Source organism: Paenibacillus sp. MT124 (assembly GCF_058792755.1).
The window spans coordinates 4,664,005-4,680,747 of record NZ_CM179500.1 but is presented as its reverse complement, the minus strand read 5'-3'; the positions used below and the strand labels follow the sequence as shown (position 1 = coordinate 4,680,747).

The following is a 16,743-nucleotide window of genomic DNA, read 5'->3' as shown; positions in this document are numbered from 1 at the left end:
AATCTATCGGACTTTCTTTTTTTGTCTTTCTTCTATTTCTATTTTCTGTTCTATCAATTCTTGCAGGCTCATAGAGTTGAAGTATAAGAGTTGTCCAGCAGGGAAGGAGACAGAAGAATGAACAAAATATTGGCCTGGAATATCGGAAAGTGGAAAAAAAGATGTCTGCACGTGCTGGCCATGGGCCGTACGCTGCTGCTGCTTATGATTATATCCGCTCTGTTTTTTGTTGTACTCGGTCTGGGGGGCATGGCAGAGAAAAGGTTGAACAACTCGCCGGTTTCTTCCATGAAAGGTTTCGCAAGTAGCGTATCCAGCCGCTTTTTTGTGGATATGCTCGGCATGGAGATGCCCCACCTGACCCAGAAGGAGCAGACTTCCGCATTCTCCGGCGAAAACTTGACTACGTTTGTATTTCAACTTCTTACGAATGTTAATCCACAGGATCCCAAAAGCCTGATTGCAAGAGAGATGCCAGGCATGGGCAGCAATCAACCGGTTTTGCTCCGGCCGGGTTCAGGAAACGAGAAGGCCGAAGCACCTGAAGACTATCAACCCGGACCAGGGCTGACGGATACGGCATCAGCTGGAGGAGGCAAAACAGGTGGCGAACTGCATATTCCACCAGGTCAGGATGACCCGAACAATTCCGAAACGGACGAGCCTGAGGGCGGAGAAGTAAAAGAAGATCCGCCGCCGAAGAACGGTGGTCAGGAAGGTGAAGCTACAACGGGTAAAAAAGCCGTGCTGATCTATCATTCCCATCCCCGTGAAGGATACAATCCGCTGCTTGGCACGAAGAGTGATAACCCTTCCTCCGGAAAAGCAACAGGTAACGTTTTTCAGGTAGGGACGTACCTTTCTGACAGTTTGCAAAAGCTTGGCGTTGGAGTGGAGCATGCAAAGGACGATTACCCTACCAAAGTGAAGGATTATAACTGGAACTATTCCTATAAATATTCACGTCAGACGGTAAAGGCAGCCCTTGCCGAAAATGATGATTTGACTTATCTCATTGATATTCACCGGGATTCCCAGCGTCACAACAAAACAACCACAACCATTGATGGGAAGGGATATGCCAAAGTATATTTCATCATCGGGCATGAGAATCCGAACTGGCAACAAAATGAAGCTTTCGCTGCAAAAATACACAAGAAACTTGAAGCAAAGTACCCTGGTGTCTCCAGAGGAGTCTGGGGCAAGGATGGCGGCGGAGCCAATAATGGCGAGTACAATCAAACCCTCTCGCCCAACAGCATTTTGATTGAAATCGGTGGGATCGACAATACAGGGGCTGAGCTCAAGCGAACTTCACAAGTGCTTGCTGACATGATTGCCGAAGTATATTGGGAAGATCAGAACGTGGATAAAGCAAGTACGGGGACCAAGTCACAGGGTAGTTAATTATTTCAAAATGTAACCTGATTGGAGGGGAAGCATGTGTCCAAATTCGGCAAAAAAATGCTAACGGTCATCGTACTCATGTTACTAGGGGTTCTGCTGGGGATGCAGCTGGCAGGAAGTAACTTTCAGGTAGGTAACATTCCAGAGGTGCCAGCCGTAGTCAAAACAGAACCAGAACCAGAACCCGCTGCCGAATCGGAAACTGCTGTTCCCGTGCAACAGGAAAAAATAGAGACACCGATTGTTCCTGTACAAACGCCGAGTCAGGTACTTGGGGCGGAACAGAACAAGGCCCCCGTCGATGTGCTTGCAGATAAAACCGCCGGACTGCTCCAAAATCTGTCTCATAATGGTATTAAGTGGGTAGTTTCCTTGTTTAGCGGGGTTGCTGAATAAAAAGCTGCTCGGTATAGGTAAAATAAACCCCTGGAGATTCACAAAACGGGATGATTATTATAAAGTTGAGACAACGCGGGATTGATGCACCCTGCATCAACTGTTATAATGAAGTGATTGACACTAGGCTGTTTCTGGGGGTAAGGAATGACTGACATTCGGGCAAGACAACGTAAAATTCGTAACTTTTCAATTATTGCACATATAGATCACGGCAAATCAACGCTTGCGGACCGGATCTTGGAGTACACAGGTGCGCTCACCACTCGGGAAATGCAGGAGCAGGTACTGGACCAAATGGAGCTTGAACGCGAACGTGGTATTACGATCAAGCTGCAGGCTGTTGCCCTGAACTACAAAGCCGACGATGGTGAAGAATATTTGCTCAATCTGATTGATACGCCTGGACACGTAGACTTCACTTATGAAGTATCTCGCAGTCTTGCTGCATGTGAAGGCGCTCTTCTCGTTGTGGATGCGGCTCAGGGAATTGAAGCGCAGACGCTGGCAAACGTGTATCTGGCATTGGACAATGATCTTGAGATTTTACCAGTCATCAACAAAATCGACCTTCCAAGTGCAGATCCGGATCGGGTGAAGCAGGAAGTGGAAGATGTCATTGGTTTGGACACGAGCAACGCGGTACTCGCTTCGGCCAAAGCAGGCATCGGGATCAAAGAAATCCTGGAGCAGGTGGTACAGAGCGTGCCTGCACCGCAGGGTGATCCTGACCAACCGCTGAAAGCGCTGATCTTTGACTCGCACTATGACCCGTACAAAGGCGTAATTGTATATATCCGTGTCATTGACGGCAAAATTAAGTCGGGTTCCAAAATCAAAATGATGGCAACAGGAAAATCGTTCGAGGTTATTGAAGTGGGTGCGTTCAAACCACGCATGACCATTGTGGACGAGCTGAACGTCGGCGATGTTGGTTTCGTCGTTGCAGGTATCCGTCATGTAGGTGACACCCAAGTCGGGGATACCGTAACTGATGCGAAAAATCCAACACCGGAACCTTTGCCGGGTTACCGTAAAATCAATCCCATGGTTTATTGCGGTCTCTACCCAATTGAGACTTCCGATTATGTGGATCTGCGTGAAGCGCTGGAGAAATTGCAGCTGAACGATGCTTCCCTCAGCTTCGAACCGGAGACTTCAAGTGCACTCGGATTTGGATTCCGCTGCGGATTCCTGGGGTTGCTTCATATGGATGTTATTCAGGAACGGATTGAGCGCGAGTTCAACATTCCGCTGATTACAACGGCACCAAGCGTAATCTATCACGTCACATTGACTAATGGCGAAGTCCTGCATATCGACAACCCATCCAACTATCCTGAGGTGGGAAGAATTGATTATGTTGAGGAACCGTACGTAAAAGCTTCCATTATCGTACCGAATGATTATGTAGGTACCATTATGGAACTTTGTCAAAACAAACGCGGTGAATACGTGAATATGGAATATCTCGATACAACTCGGGTTACCATTACGTATGAGATCCCGTTGTCCGAGATCGTATATGATTTCTTCGATCAGTTGAAATCAAGTACAAAAGGATATGCATCCTTTGACTATGAACTGTCCGGTTATCGTCAGTCCAATCTGGTGAAGATGGACATCCTGCTTAATGGTGAACAGGTCGATGCCCTGTCCTTCATCGTTCACCGTGATCGTGCATACAACCGCGGCCGCATTATCTGTGAGAAGCTGCGCGAGCTGATTCCACGGCAAATGTTCGAGGTGCCGATTCAGGCATCCGTAGGTACAAAGGTCGTTGCACGTGAAACCGTAAAAGCCATGCGTAAAAACGTACTCGCCAAGTGTTACGGCGGTGACATCTCGCGGAAACGGAAACTGCTGGAGAAGCAGAAGGAAGGTAAGAAGCGGATGAAGCAGGTCGGTAACGTTGAGGTACCGCAGGAAGCGTTCATGGCGGTGCTGAAAATTGATGACTAAAACGCAATCTCTGGGTACAACAATACGTTGCGTATCAGAGAATGCGTTAAACAATTTAATTTGAGGTACATCACAGAGTGTGTGTTTTCAAATTATATGGCAAGACATGTTGCACAGAATACTAAATAAACCAAGCTGAAAGGGAAGCCGGATGGCTTTCCTTTTTTCAAATAGAGGGGGACTTGCCATGACATTGGCAGCACACAGCCGGAAAACAGGTGCACCCCAAGCGGTGTACCTTCACATTCCCTTTTGCACAAATAAATGCTTCTATTGTGATTTTAACTCCTATGTACTGAAGGACCAGCCTGTAATGCAGTACCTTGAGGCATTGGAGCGAGAGATGGAACATACCGTCAAAGCCAATCCGCCAGGAGAGATCAAAACGATTTTTGTTGGCGGTGGCACACCAACGGCTCTGAAGCCGGACGAAATGGCCGTGTTCCTGCGGTCGGTTAAAACGTATTTCCCGAATTGGGCGGACGATATTGAATTTTCGATGGAAGCTAACCCGGGGACGACAGATGCAGAGAAGCTTGCGGTGATGAAAGAAGGCGGAGTGAACCGCGTCAGCTTCGGCGTACAGGCTTTTCAAAATGACCTGCTGACAGGCATTGGACGGATTCATAATACGGACGATGTATACCGCAGTCTGGAGAATGCCCGCAAGGCAGGATTGACTAATCTGTCCATCGACCTGATGTTTGGCTTGCCTAATCAAACCGTGGAAATGCTGAATGAGAGTATTGATAAGGCGCTTGAGCTGGGTTTGCCTCACTATTCCATTTACAGTTTGAAAGTGGAAGAGAATACGCTGTTCCATACGTTGTATCAAAAAAATCAACTGCCGCTCCCTCATGAAGATGATGAGCTGCAGATGTATCTTCTATTAATGAAGCGAATGAAAGAAGCGGGATATGGGCAATACGAGATCAGTAACTTTGCCAAACCCGGTTTTGAGAGCAGACACAACATTACGTATTGGCGTAATGAGGACTATTATGGTCTTGGGGCTGGTGCGCATGGATACGTGGGCCGTGAGCGTCATATGAATATTAAAGGTATAAATCCTTATGTCGAAGCTTCCCGCGCAGGACTGCCTCGCCTGGACCATTTTGAGATCAGCCGTGCGGAAGCTATGGAAGATTATCTAATGGTTGGACTTCGAATGCTGGAGGGTGCATCTGCTTCGCGGTTCAGTGAACAGTTTGGAGAATCCATGGAAGACGTGTTTGCTAAGCCGCTTGGCAAAATGCTGAATGCAGGACTGCTTGAACGGACGTCAGACGGCTTCCGGCTCAGTGAACAGGGGATTCTGTTCGGGAATGACGTTTTTGCCGAGTTTATCGGTTCGATATCGCTGAATTCGTAGCTTGAAATTCCATACACTCTGTTGTATATTTATTCATATTGATTTTACAGAGCGTGTTATGGATAACAACTACGAAGTCAGCTTTCCTCTGGAAAGCTTGTATAGGAGGAGAGCGGGATGTCGGCGATATGCAGAAAAGCCGTGCCGGAAGATGTTGAACCATTGTTTGAAATGATTAAGGGATATGCTGAACGTGGGATCATGCTTCCGCGATCAAGGGAAGTACTGCACCGGCAGCTGGAACACTTTGTTGTAGCCGAAGTAAACGGTGAGGTGGTGGGCTGCGGCTCGCTGTGCCGTCTCGGTAATGATCTGGTGGAAGTCAGATCGCTTGGCATCTCTGAAGGACACAAAGGCATGGGTATTGGTTCCTTGCTGCTGGACCGTTTGGTGGAGGAAGCTGAGAAGCAGCAAATCCCCAAGGTCATGGCCCTGACATATGAAGTCTCCTTTTTCCTCAAAAATGGCTTTGCCGTGGTGAACAAGGAGATATTCCCGGAAAAAGTGTGGACAGACTGTGTTCATTGCAGCAAGCAGGACTGCTGTGATGAGATCGCGGTGCTGAAGGAATTGAATGTATCTGCATAAAATATGAAGGACCACATGCTTCGGAAGAATGTAAATTTCGTCTGAGCAGGGTCCTTTTCTTTTATAGCAATAAGTGACTGACACTGTTATGACTGGCCAGGAATAGTCTATACTATAAATAGATGAGTGCACTCATCAAACTGACTTGACAATCTTCACGTCAGTTTGGTATTTTTGTATTACCGCTTAGCACTCATCTAACCGGAGTGCTAACGACATGGGACGGTACAGTCAGAAGGAGGGAATACTCACCATGTTAACAGAGCGTCAACGTATGATTCTGAACGCTATAGTGGATGACTATATCCGTTCAGCTGAGCCCGTAGGGTCCCGAAGCATTTCCAAAAGGGGAGATGTTGGATACAGTCCGGCTACGATCCGTAATGAAATGGCGGATCTCGAAGATATGGGTTTTCTGGAACAGCCGCATACCTCGGCAGGCCGTATCCCTTCGCATAAAGGCTATCGATATTATGTTGATCATCTGGTTCCCTGGAATCAGGTGGAGCCGCAAGAGCTGGATGACCTAAAATCATTCTTTGCCGAAAAATTGAACGTCATGGAGCAAGTAATTCAGCATGCATCAGTCATCTTGTCCCACATGACCAATTATACTTCAATCCTGCTTGGACCCGAAGTGTTTCACACGTCGCTGCGCCATTTTCAACTGCTTCCGCTAAATGAAAATACGGCCGTGGCTATTATTGTGACTAACACGGGTCAAGTGGAGAATAAGACTGTTCAAATTCCTCCGGAGATCTCGGTAGCGGAGATGGAGAAAGTGGTTAACTTGCTTAACGCCAAACTGGTTGGAGTGCCAATTTACAAGCTGAAATCCCGCCTCTACACCGAGCTGGGGCAAGAGATGGAACGGCATATTTCACGCTACGAGGAAGTTATGCAGGTGCTGAACAGTGCTTTTGACAACGAACATGATAACCGTCTTTTCCTTAGTGGTGCAACGAATATGTTAACCCAACCGGAATTTAAAGATGTCGAAAAGGTAAAAGATATTCTTGACCTGCTGGATGAGACACCAACACTCATGAAATTAATGATGCCTGTACCGGGTGGATCAGGTATTCAGGTGCGTATCGGCACCGAGAATGATCATGAAGCCTTCGCCAACTGCAGTTTGATTACTGCATCCTATTCATTGGATGGAGAAGCTCTGGGATCAATCGGGATACTGGGACCCACACGGATGGATTATGCACGTGTCATTCATATTTTAAATACATTATCTCGTGATTTAACGGCTATGCTAACGCATCGCTTCAAATAGGAACTATGCCGCAAGCCATAAGGATACGGGATTGAACGAATTCATTAGTATAAGGAGGTGAACATCTTGAAAGAGGAGCAATCATTCGCAGCAGAAGAACAGGAACAGCAGGAAACGACAGCGGCCGAGAGCCAGGAACCTGTTAACGAAGCAGGAGCTGCAGAAGCGCAGGCAGAGGAGATAGCAGATCAGGGGCAAGATGAGCTCGCACGTTTGAAGGCAGAGGCTGAGGAAACACAGCAGCGCTTTGTCCGTGCTCAAGCTGATTTTGATAACTTCCGTCGCCGTACACAAAAGGAAAAAGAGGAACTGGCGAAGTATGCTTCAATGAAGTTGGTCACCGAACTGGTGCCGGTTATTGACAACTTCGAACGTGCCATGGCTACTGTGCCGGAAGGTACGGAGTCCGAATCTTTCTCCAAAGGCATCCAAATGATCTTCCGCCAGCTGGAAACGGTGCTGAATAATGAAGGTCTGACTGCAATGGATACGGTTGGACAGCCGTTTAATCCTGAATTCCACCAAGCCATTATGCAAGTGGAGAGCGACGAGTATGAAGAAGGTACCGTTGTAGAGGAAGTCCAAAAAGGCTATATGCTGAAGGATAAAGTACTTCGTCCTGCCATGGTTAAAGTCAGCTCATAATTTGGGTTGCAGAATTATGAGCCTCGCTCCATGGGTATGTAAGCTGTGACGAGGTTTAATATAAAGGTATACACACATAGAGCGCGATAAGGAAGAACTGCAAATAAGGATCAGCCTGATCCATTTTAAATAGTTGAGGGAGGAAATTTTCCGATGAGCAAAGTAATCGGTATTGACTTAGGAACAACCAACTCTTGCGTAGCGGTAATGGAGGGCGGCGAAGCTGTCGTTATCCCTAACCCGGAAGGCGCACGTACAACCCCATCCGTAGTGGGTTTCAAAAAAGATGGAGAGCGCGTTGTTGGTGAAACAGCTAAACGCCAAGCGATCACGAATCCGGATCGTACGATCATCTCGATCAAACGTCACATGGGTACTTCCCACAAAGAAACAATCGATAGCAAAGATTATTCTCCACAAGAGATCTCTGCCATCATCCTGCAAAAATTGAAATCCGATGCTGAAGCTTACCTTGGCCAAACGGTAACACAAGCGGTTATCACGGTGCCTGCTTACTTCAATGACAGCCAACGTCAAGCAACCAAAGATGCAGGTAAAATCGCAGGTTTGGAAGTTCTGCGTATCGTCAACGAGCCAACTGCAGCAGCTTTGGCATACGGTATGGAGAAATCGGAAGACCAAACGATTCTCGTATATGACTTGGGTGGCGGTACATTCGACGTATCCATCCTTGAACTGGGTGACGGCTTCTTCGAAGTTAAAGCGACTAGTGGTGACAACCAACTGGGTGGCGATGACTTTGACCAAGTCATCATCGATTATCTCGTAAGTGAATTCAAAAAAGATCAAGGCATTGACCTTAGTAAAGATAAAGCAGCGGTACAACGTTTGAAAGATGCAGCGGAAAAAGCGAAAAAAGAGCTTTCCGGCGTATTGACTACAACGATTTCCCTGCCGTTCATCACTGTAGCTGATGGCGTTCCTCAGCACTTGGAGTTGAACCTGAGCCGTGCGAAATTCGAAGAAATCTCTGCTGGTCTGGTTGAGCGAACGCTTGAACCAACTCGCCGTGCATTGAGCGATGCTGGCATGACTGCTAATGATATCGACAAAATCGTTCTGGTTGGTGGTTCCACACGTATTCCTGCAGTACAGGAAGCGATCAAGAAACTGACTGGTAAAGAGCCTCACAAAGGCGTTAACCCGGATGAAGTTGTAGCTTTGGGTGCAGCTGTACAAGCGGGCGTACTGACAGGTGACGTAAAAGACGTCGTATTGCTCGACGTAACTCCACTGTCCCTGGGTATCGAAACTGCAGGTGGCGTATTTACCAAAATGATCGAGCGCAACACAACGATCCCTACATCCAAGTCCCAAGTGTTTTCCACATATGCAGACAACCAACCAAGCGTTGAGATCCATGTCCTGCAAGGGGAACGCGAAATGGCAGCTGGCAACAAAACGCTCGGACGCTTCATGCTGGGAGATATTCCACCAGCTCCACGTGGTGTTCCGCAAATCGAAGTTAGCTTCGATATTGATGCCAACGGTATCGTTAACGTATCTGCAACAGACAAAGGTACGAACAAAACACAAAAAATCACGATTACTTCTTCTAGCGGTCTGAGCGATGCTGAAGTTGAACAAATGATGAAAGATGCTGAGCTGCACGCTGAAGAAGATAAAAAACGCAAAGAGCTCGTTGAAGCGAAAAACAGCGCAGATCAACTGATCTACTCTGTGGACAAAACGATCAAAGATCTTGGCGAAAAAGCAGATGCTGGTGAAGTTGAGAAAGCCAATGCTGCAAAAGAAAAACTGCAAGGCGTGCTGGCTTCCGACAACCTGGAAGATATCAAAGCAGCTACAGAAGAACTGACAGAGATCGTTCAACAACTGTCTGTTAAACTGTATGAGCAGGCACAAGAGCAAGCAGCTCAAGGTGCTGAAGAGCAACAAGGTTCCGCTAAACGTGACAACGTCGTAGACGCTGATTACGAAGTCGTGGATGAAGATAAAAAATAAAATGAATTCACGGTTTTTCGTGGATTAATCATCGGTGACGTTCGGATCGAGGGGAAAGTCATAGCCGGGTCTTCCGTGCTTTGACTTTCCTTTTGTCACGATGTGCGATAAGGTGAATGTTATGGGGGTGGAAGAGTGGCTGAAAAACGAGATTATTATGAGGTACTCGGCGTTGGCAAAAATGCAAGCGACGAGGAAATCAAAAAGGCCTACCGTAAGCTTGCCCGTCAGTATCACCCTGACGTAAACAAGGCAGAAGATGCGGAAGCCAAGTTTAAGGAAGTAAAAGAAGCTTATGATGTAGTCAGCGACAGCCAGAAGCGGGCTCAGTATGATCAGTATGGTCATATCGATCCGAATCAGGGTGGATTCGGCGGTGGCGGTGATTTCGGCGGCGGCGGATTTGGCGACATCTTCGATATGTTCTTTGGCGGTGGCGGCGGACGACGTGATCCGAATGCTCCGCAGCGGGGAAATGATCTGCAGTACACCATGACCATCGAATTTAAGGAAGCGGTGTTCGGCAAGGAAACCGACATTACCATTCCGCGTACCGAAAGCTGTGATACATGTCATGGTTCAGGTGCCAAACCGGGTACGAAGCCGAAGACTTGTTCGGTCTGCCAAGGTAGCGGTCAACAGGAAGTCGTGCAAAATACACCATTTGGCCGCATGGTCAATCGTCGTGCTTGTTCGAACTGTAATGGTTCTGGTCAAATCATTGAAGAAAAATGTACAACATGCAGCGGTAGTGGTAAAGTCCGCAAGCAGCGCAAAATTCACGTTCGCATCCCAGCGGGTGTGGATGACGGCGCTCAACTGCGCATGACTGGTGAAGGTGAAGGTGGTCTGCGAGGTGGACCAGCAGGAGACCTGTATATCGTCATTCGTGTGAAATCACATGATTTCTTTGAGCGTGAAGGCGATGATATCTACTGTGAAATTCCGCTTACATTTGCTCAGGCAGCGTTGGGTGACGAGATTGAGATTCCAACGTTGACTGAAAAAGTGAAGTTGAAAATTCCAGCGGGTACACAAACGGGAACGTATTTCCGTCTTAAAGGCAAAGGGGTTCCACGCCTGCGTGGCATGGGTCAAGGGGATCAACATGTAAAAGTGGTTGTTGTTACACCAAGCAAGCTGAATGATGAGCAGAAAGATCTGCTTCGTCAAATCGCTGCACTGGATGGAGAGCAAACCCATGAACATGAACAATCCTTCTTTGACCGGGTGAAACGGGCTTTCCGCGGAGACTGAGCATCAATATATAAGATATGAAGGACACTACAGCGATTTATGCCGTGGTGTCCTTTTTTTCATAAACATAAGATTCAAGCTTGAGTGCTGCTCCTGCGTTACATGACAGTAGCTACCCATAGGTGCCCCACATGGGAGATTTCTGCATAATATGAGCAATACTGCGGAAAGATAGCAAGGCGAGAACGATCATGCATAACTGTATGCGCAATATTGGAAAGTAGGTGAATCGAATGACCGAAAAAAACATTTTGGCCTATTTTCATAGTCCGGAGCAAGCCGAGGGTGCAGCAAAAAAGTTGGAAGCCTTGCGTGTGGAAGACCTGTCCATTAATCGTTTCAGCCGTTACGCAGGTATTGGACCCAGTGGCGCTTCCTATACTCCAGGAGTTTCAGGCAGCTTCTCATCATGGGTACCTGGTGCGCTTGGTACGAATGCAACAGCGGGAATCATGGCCGCAGCAGATCCCTCTGCAAGTGGCATGAGTGATGGTGGGCAAGAAGGTCCTACCGGCAGAGATGTATTGTTAACCGTTGTGGTTGACGAAGCGGTTCATCACAGAGCGTTATCCATTATTGAACAAGCTGGTGGAATGATCTAGAAATAAGCGGACTAACTTACTTATTTTGAGGGAGGATTATAACGATGGCTGAACACGAACGCCCAGGCAAGATTTTAACAAAAACGGAAAAGATGAAACGGATGCAATCCGCTAAAAACGAAGATGTGGAATTCAGTGCTGAGGTTGCGGACCATGATGATGTAGAGGCAATCCGGCGCAGTGAAGCGGCTGATCGTCGTCAGGGACGGGAGCTTCATGAATGAAGAACGCTCGGCTGTAACCATCGAGGCGGTATTCACCAGCTGGTCGGAAGCCGAATCTGCACGAAGGGCTCTGGCATTGCTGCATCCGAATCAGTTGAGCATCGAGAGCCTTGCGAGCGAGTCGCTTGCAAGAGACACAGAACCACAGGAGCCTATGGATGTAGCACCTACAGCTATAACAGGGGGATTCAGTGGCGAACTGAATGTGCTTGCACTCATCAGTGATGAACCTGAGATGTTGTCCAATGGCGAGGTCACGGATATGAAAGAACAACGTGCATCCGCTCCTTCTGGGCAAGAGATCCTACTGACCGTTTCATTACCAAGCGACTATCTCCCTCAGGCGGCAGAGATGATTACCCAGAATGGTGGACGTTTTTGCTGAGGATTCTCCCTTTTTTTAACATAATTTGAAACAGGATATCCGAGCAGTTAGCTGCGGGTGTCCTGTTTTTTTGCTTTAAATCTCAGGAACGGTTTTGTGCTCCTGCTCCCTTGTGTAGTACAATGATTGGGATGTTTGAAAAATGAGGAGGAAAAATCAAGTATGTTATGGCATGAACTAACAATACATACCACAGAAGAAGCTGTGGAAATGATCTCGAATTTTTTGCATGAAGCAGGTGCTGGAGGGGTCTCGATCGAAGAATCTGGCACATTAAATAAAGAACGTGATACGTCTTATGGCCAGTGGTATGAGCTGCCTTTGAATGATATTCCAGAAGGTTTGGCTGTGATTAAAGGGTATTTCTCGGAAGGTATGGACATGGAAGCCCTTAAAGCAGAAGTTAACCCGAGAATTGAGCAGCTCTCCGAATTTGATATTGATGCGGGTGAGATCCGGTATGAGGTTCGTACGGTGGATGAAGATGACTGGGCTAACGCATGGAAACAGTACTTCAAGCCGGTCCGCGTATCCGATCGTTTGACGATCAAACCGACATGGGAAGACTACACACCCGAAAGTCCGGAAGAGAAGATCATCGAGCTGGATCCAGGTATGGCTTTTGGTACAGGTACACATCCGACAACCTCCCTATGCTTGCGGACACTGGAAACGGTAATTCAGGGCGGCGAGGAAGTCATTGATGTGGGTACGGGCTCAGGTATTTTGGCGATCGGTGCCATTCAGCTGGGTGCAAAGCATGTTCTGGCACTGGATCTTGATCCGGTTGCAGTATCGAGTGCGAAGGAGAACGTGCATCTGAACGGCCTGGAGGAGCAAGTTACGGTTAAAGAGAGTGATCTCCTATCTGTTCTTGGAAGCCAAGATCCTGCATTAGGTGTTCAGCTGCCTGTGAAAGTAATCGTAGCCAATATTTTGGCCGAGATTATTATGCTGTTTATTGATGATGTATACAATGCACTGGAACCAGGCGGTGTCTATATTGCTTCAGGGATCTGGAAAAACAAAGAGCAGGTTGTGCATGATGCACTCGTTGCTTCCGGTTTTGAAATTAGTGCGGTCCACCGTGACGAGGACTGGCTGGCTTATGTTGCCAGAAAGAGGTAACGAATGGACTTTCTGAATTCGTTCTTTCGTTATCCCATTGATCAGCTCCCGTTTTTCCTGCTGACGATTCTAATTGCTTTCACAGTGCATGAGTTTGCCCATGCGTACTTTGCCAATAAATTTGGGGATCCGACCGCCAAGCTGCTGGGTCGGGTCACCCTTAATCCAGTAGTGCATTTTGACTTGTTTGGTGTACTGCTGCTTGTCATTGCAGGGTTCGGTTGGGCGCGCCCTGTTCCGGTCAATCGTGCGAATTTTGACAAACCAAGATTAATGGGTGTCATTGTATCGTTCGCTGGACCGCTCAGTAATTTGCTGCTAGCTGTTGTCGGAACGATTATATACGCTTCGCTGGTTGGTTCTGGCGTCATGGGCGGGATTGAGAATGAACGGCTGTTCACGGCGATTTCCACATTCTTTTACATGTTTAACCTGACGAACTTTTTCCTGTTTTTGTTTAACATGATCCCGCTGCCACCTCTGGATGGCTATCGAATTCTTGAAGATATTTTGCCACCGTCCATCAGTCGCAAGCTTCAAGGAGTGGAGCAATGGTCCATTTTCATCTTTCTACTAATTCTGATCATTCCTCCTCTGCAAAGAGTAACCATCCAACCTTTATACCAGTTGGCATATAACATGTATGTGGATTTCTCGTATTTGATTTTGGGCTTCTTTTGATAAGGTTGGATTCAAGGTTTTTTGGACTGAAATGCTGGTCAGAAGGACATAAAAGTTGTATGATCATCTGTGGCGATTGGATTCACGCCTGCCGCCCGGCAGGGTGAATGCCAGTCATAACAGGAAAGAATAGGTGGATAAACCCATGCAGCGTTATTTTGTATCTGCAGAACAGCTTACAGAGCATTCTGTTGTCATTCTGGGAGATGATGCGCGCCATATCGGTAAAGTGATGCGTGGCAAGCCTGGAGATAAACTGATTGTCAGTGATGGACAGAGTCGTGAGGCTTTGGTGGAGATTGAGAGCATCGAAGCTGGCCAGGTAACGGCAAATATCGTGGAATCTCTGAAAATGGACCATGAAGCCCGTATTCGCGTAACGGTGGCCCAGAGCTTGCCGAAGGGTGACAAGATGGAGACGGTTATTCAGAGATGTACCGAAATCGGAGCGGTAGCCTTTGTACCTTTCCTCTCGGAACGGACGATTGTCCAATATGATGCCAAGAAAGAAGGCAAACGGTTGGAGCGGTGGCGCAAAATTGCCAAGGAAGCCGCTGAACAAAGTCATCGGAATCGCATTCCATCCGTCGAGCAGCCACTTTCCTGGAAAGGGCTGCTGTCTTCTTTTGAGGGCTACAGTTTGGTATGTTATTGTTATGAAAAGGAGAACGGCAAGCAGATGCGCGATGCGCTGAAGCCGTTTATTGAACAGCTCGCACCTGATGCGGCTGCAGACGTGTTGATTGTGGTTGGACCTGAAGGCGGGTTCTCCGAAAGAGAAACGCTGGAAGCTGATCAGGCAGGCGCGGTATCCGTTGGTCTGGGCAAGCGAATATTACGTGCCGAGACCGCAGGGATGGCAGCGCTGACTTGTGTTTTATATGAATCCGGAGAAATGGGGGGAATGTAATTATGCCATCCGTGGCGTTTTACACCTTGGGCTGCAAAGTTAACTTTTATGATACAGAGGCGATCTGGCAATTGTTCAAAAATGAAGGTTACGAACAAGTGGACTTCGATGAACAGACAGCAGATGTATATCTGATTAATACATGTACGGTAACGAATACCGGGGACAAAAAGAGCCGTCAAATCATCCGTCGTGCCATTCGTCGCAACCCGGATGCGATTGTGGCAGTTACGGGCTGTTACGCCCAAACTTCGCCAGCAGAGATTCTCGACATTCCTGGAGTGGATCTCGTCATCGGAACGCAGGACCGGGATAAAATCTTACCTTATGTTCGCGAAATTCAGGAGTCCCGTCAGCCAGTCAATGCCGTACGGAACATTATGAAAACTCGTGTGTTTGAGGAGATGGATGTGCCGGACTTCGCGGATCGTACGCGTGCATTCCTGAAAATTCAGGACGGTTGCAACAACTTCTGCACGTTCTGCATCATTCCATGGTCACGCGGGCTCTCCCGCAGCCGGGAAGCAAACAGCATAGTTCAGCAAGCTCACCAGCTTGTACATGCCGGTTATAAGGAAATTGTCCTGACAGGCATTCACACCGGTGGATATGGTGACGATATGGAGAACTACGATCTGACTGATCTGCTGTGGGATCTGGATAAAGTGGAAGGCCTTGAACGGATTCGTATCAGTTCCATTGAAGCGAGCCAGATCGATGATCGGATGCTGGATGTCATTAAGCGTTCGGACAAGCTGGTACGTCACTTCCATATCCCGCTGCAAGCGGGTGATGACACTGTATTGAAGCGGATGCGCCGCAAGTACACAACCGAAGAATTTTATAACAAAATGCTTCGTATTCGTGAAGCGATGCCGGATGTGGCTATTACAACGGACGTAATCGTTGGTTTCCCGGGTGAAACAGACGAAATGTTCCGTAACGGCTATGAATTGATGAAAAAAATCGGTTTCTCGGAGATGCACGTATTCCCGTACTCCAAACGTACAGGAACACCGGCTGCCCGAATGGAAGATCAAGTGGATGAAGAAGTCAAAAATGCCCGTGTGCATGAACTGATCGACCTGTCTGAACAAATGCAGCTGGCTTATGCACAGAAATTTGTAGGTCAGGTTCTGGATGTCATTCCGGAAGGTGAAGCTAAAGGCCGTGAAGGCAGCGGGAAATTGCATGGTTATAGCGATAACTACATTCAGCTCGTATTCGATGGCTCTACGGACATGATCGGTAAAGTGTGCCGCGTCAAAGTGACCGAAGCGGGTGTAAACGAAAGCCAAGCTACGCTGGTTCGTGTACTGGAAGATAATCTGAAGTCCGCAGCGATGTAATCGAGGCGTCAGTAAAACAAGGATTTCATTTCCTTGGGGAGCGTACCCGGGGAGATGAGGTCCTTGTTTTTCAACTAAAGGCAAGACATATCTGTGAACGGGGGAAACCAGAATGAACAAAAAGGAAATATCCGCAGGCGGTGTAGTCTATCGTAAAGGGGAAGACGGCAGTCTTCAAATTCAGCTTATTGTTGATCGTTATGGCAAAACAACACTTGCCAAAGGCAAGATGGAAGCAGGGGAAACGGTAGAGGAAACCGCCTTGCGCGAGATTTTGGAAGAGACAGGCATGGTCGGTCGAATTGTGGAGCCTGTCGATATCATTGCCTACACATATCAGCACGTTGAATTTGGTCCGGTAGACAAGGAAGTTCACTATTATCTGGTTGAAGCAGAGAGCGGAAACCTGCAGCCGCAGATCGAAGAGATCAAGGGAGTCGATTGGTACGCACCAGAAGAGGCCTGGTCAAGACAGCAGCAGAACGGTTACGACAACAACGATAACATTTTGCGCGTGGCACTGAACAAGCTGGGCATTAACGTATAGTGCTTTGCCGTACGGCGAT

Annotated in this window: 17 protein-coding genes; all 17 read left to right on the top strand. The window is 47.7% G+C overall.

Going from position 1 to position 16,743, the window contains the following annotated elements; all coding sequences use genetic code 11:
• The first annotated feature begins 117 nt into the window (after positions 1-117).
• The 17 genes from AC3RCI_RS21170 to AC3RCI_RS21090 all read left to right on the top strand — a co-directional run bounded on the left by AC3RCI_RS21170 (position 118) and on the right by AC3RCI_RS21090 (position 16,724).
• Complete coding sequence (locus AC3RCI_RS21170; protein WP_127537734.1) at positions 118-1,407, top strand: stage II sporulation protein P; 1,290 nt, start codon at positions 118-120, stop codon at positions 1,405-1,407.
• 36 nt (positions 1,408-1,443) lie between these two features.
• Complete coding sequence (locus AC3RCI_RS21165; protein WP_492526234.1) at positions 1,444-1,803, top strand: hypothetical protein; 360 nt, start codon at positions 1,444-1,446, stop codon at positions 1,801-1,803.
• 147 nt (positions 1,804-1,950) lie between these two features.
• Positions 1,951-3,765 carry a translation elongation factor 4 gene (gene lepA, locus AC3RCI_RS21160; RefSeq protein ID WP_095289836.1) on the top strand — a complete coding sequence of 605 codons (1,815 nt, stop codon included), beginning with the start codon at positions 1,951-1,953 and terminating at the stop codon, positions 3,763-3,765.
• 187 nt (positions 3,766-3,952) lie between these two features.
• A complete protein-coding gene (gene hemW, locus AC3RCI_RS21155; protein ID WP_095289838.1) occupies positions 3,953-5,137 on the top strand; it encodes a radical SAM family heme chaperone HemW in 1,185 nt (394 codons plus the stop codon).
• Between the two features lie 117 nt (positions 5,138-5,254).
• A complete protein-coding gene (locus tag AC3RCI_RS21150) occupies positions 5,255-5,725 on the top strand; it encodes an N-acetyltransferase (RefSeq protein ID WP_095289839.1) in 471 nt (156 codons plus the stop codon).
• A 253-nt stretch (positions 5,726-5,978) separates the two neighbouring features.
• Complete coding sequence (hrcA, locus tag AC3RCI_RS21145; RefSeq protein ID WP_095289841.1) at positions 5,979-7,010, top strand: heat-inducible transcriptional repressor HrcA; 1,032 nt, start codon at positions 5,979-5,981, stop codon at positions 7,008-7,010.
• 66 nt (positions 7,011-7,076) lie between these two features.
• Complete coding sequence (grpE, locus tag AC3RCI_RS21140) at positions 7,077-7,655, top strand: nucleotide exchange factor GrpE (protein ID WP_336780532.1); 579 nt, start codon at positions 7,077-7,079, stop codon at positions 7,653-7,655.
• Between the two features lie 153 nt (positions 7,656-7,808).
• Entirely contained in the window at positions 7,809-9,641 is a 1,833-nt protein-coding gene (gene dnaK / locus AC3RCI_RS21135; RefSeq protein WP_492526232.1) for a molecular chaperone DnaK, read from the top strand.
• Positions 9,642-9,776: 135 nt separating this feature from the next.
• Positions 9,777-10,898, top strand: a complete 1,122-nt coding sequence (gene dnaJ / locus AC3RCI_RS21130; RefSeq protein ID WP_239299801.1) for a molecular chaperone DnaJ — start codon at positions 9,777-9,779, stop codon at positions 10,896-10,898.
• Between the two features lie 233 nt (positions 10,899-11,131).
• On the top strand, positions 11,132-11,500 hold the full coding sequence (locus AC3RCI_RS21125) for a hypothetical protein (protein WP_095359515.1): 369 nt from the start codon (positions 11,132-11,134) through the stop codon (positions 11,498-11,500).
• 44 nt (positions 11,501-11,544) lie between these two features.
• Positions 11,545-11,724 (top strand): YfhD family protein, encoded by a 180-nt coding sequence (locus AC3RCI_RS21120; protein WP_110821281.1) that lies wholly within the window; start codon positions 11,545-11,547, stop codon positions 11,722-11,724.
• Complete coding sequence (locus AC3RCI_RS21115) at positions 11,717-12,109, top strand: hypothetical protein (protein ID WP_492526230.1); 393 nt, start codon at positions 11,717-11,719, stop codon at positions 12,107-12,109. Before AC3RCI_RS21120 ends, AC3RCI_RS21115 begins: the two co-directional genes overlap by 8 nt.
• A gap of 162 nt (positions 12,110-12,271) precedes the next feature.
• On the top strand, positions 12,272-13,237 hold the full coding sequence (prmA, locus tag AC3RCI_RS21110) for a 50S ribosomal protein L11 methyltransferase (RefSeq protein ID WP_492526228.1): 966 nt from the start codon (positions 12,272-12,274) through the stop codon (positions 13,235-13,237).
• 3 nt (positions 13,238-13,240) lie between these two features.
• The gene (locus AC3RCI_RS21105; protein WP_127537741.1) at positions 13,241-13,918 is read left to right on the top strand and encodes a site-2 protease family protein; all 678 of its coding nucleotides are present in this window, start codon (positions 13,241-13,243) and stop codon (positions 13,916-13,918) included.
• Between the two features lie 145 nt (positions 13,919-14,063).
• On the top strand, positions 14,064-14,828 hold the full coding sequence (locus AC3RCI_RS21100) for an RsmE family RNA methyltransferase (RefSeq protein ID WP_492526226.1): 765 nt from the start codon (positions 14,064-14,066) through the stop codon (positions 14,826-14,828).
• 2 nt (positions 14,829-14,830) lie between these two features.
• Positions 14,831-16,177, top strand: coding sequence for a tRNA (N(6)-L-threonylcarbamoyladenosine(37)-C(2))-methylthiotransferase MtaB (mtaB, locus tag AC3RCI_RS21095; protein WP_127537743.1), 1,347 nt, complete (start codon positions 14,831-14,833; stop codon positions 16,175-16,177).
• 112 nt (positions 16,178-16,289) lie between these two features.
• The gene (locus AC3RCI_RS21090) at positions 16,290-16,724 is read left to right on the top strand and encodes an NUDIX hydrolase (protein WP_127537744.1); all 435 of its coding nucleotides are present in this window, start codon (positions 16,290-16,292) and stop codon (positions 16,722-16,724) included.
• Positions 16,725-16,743 lie beyond the last annotated feature (19 nt).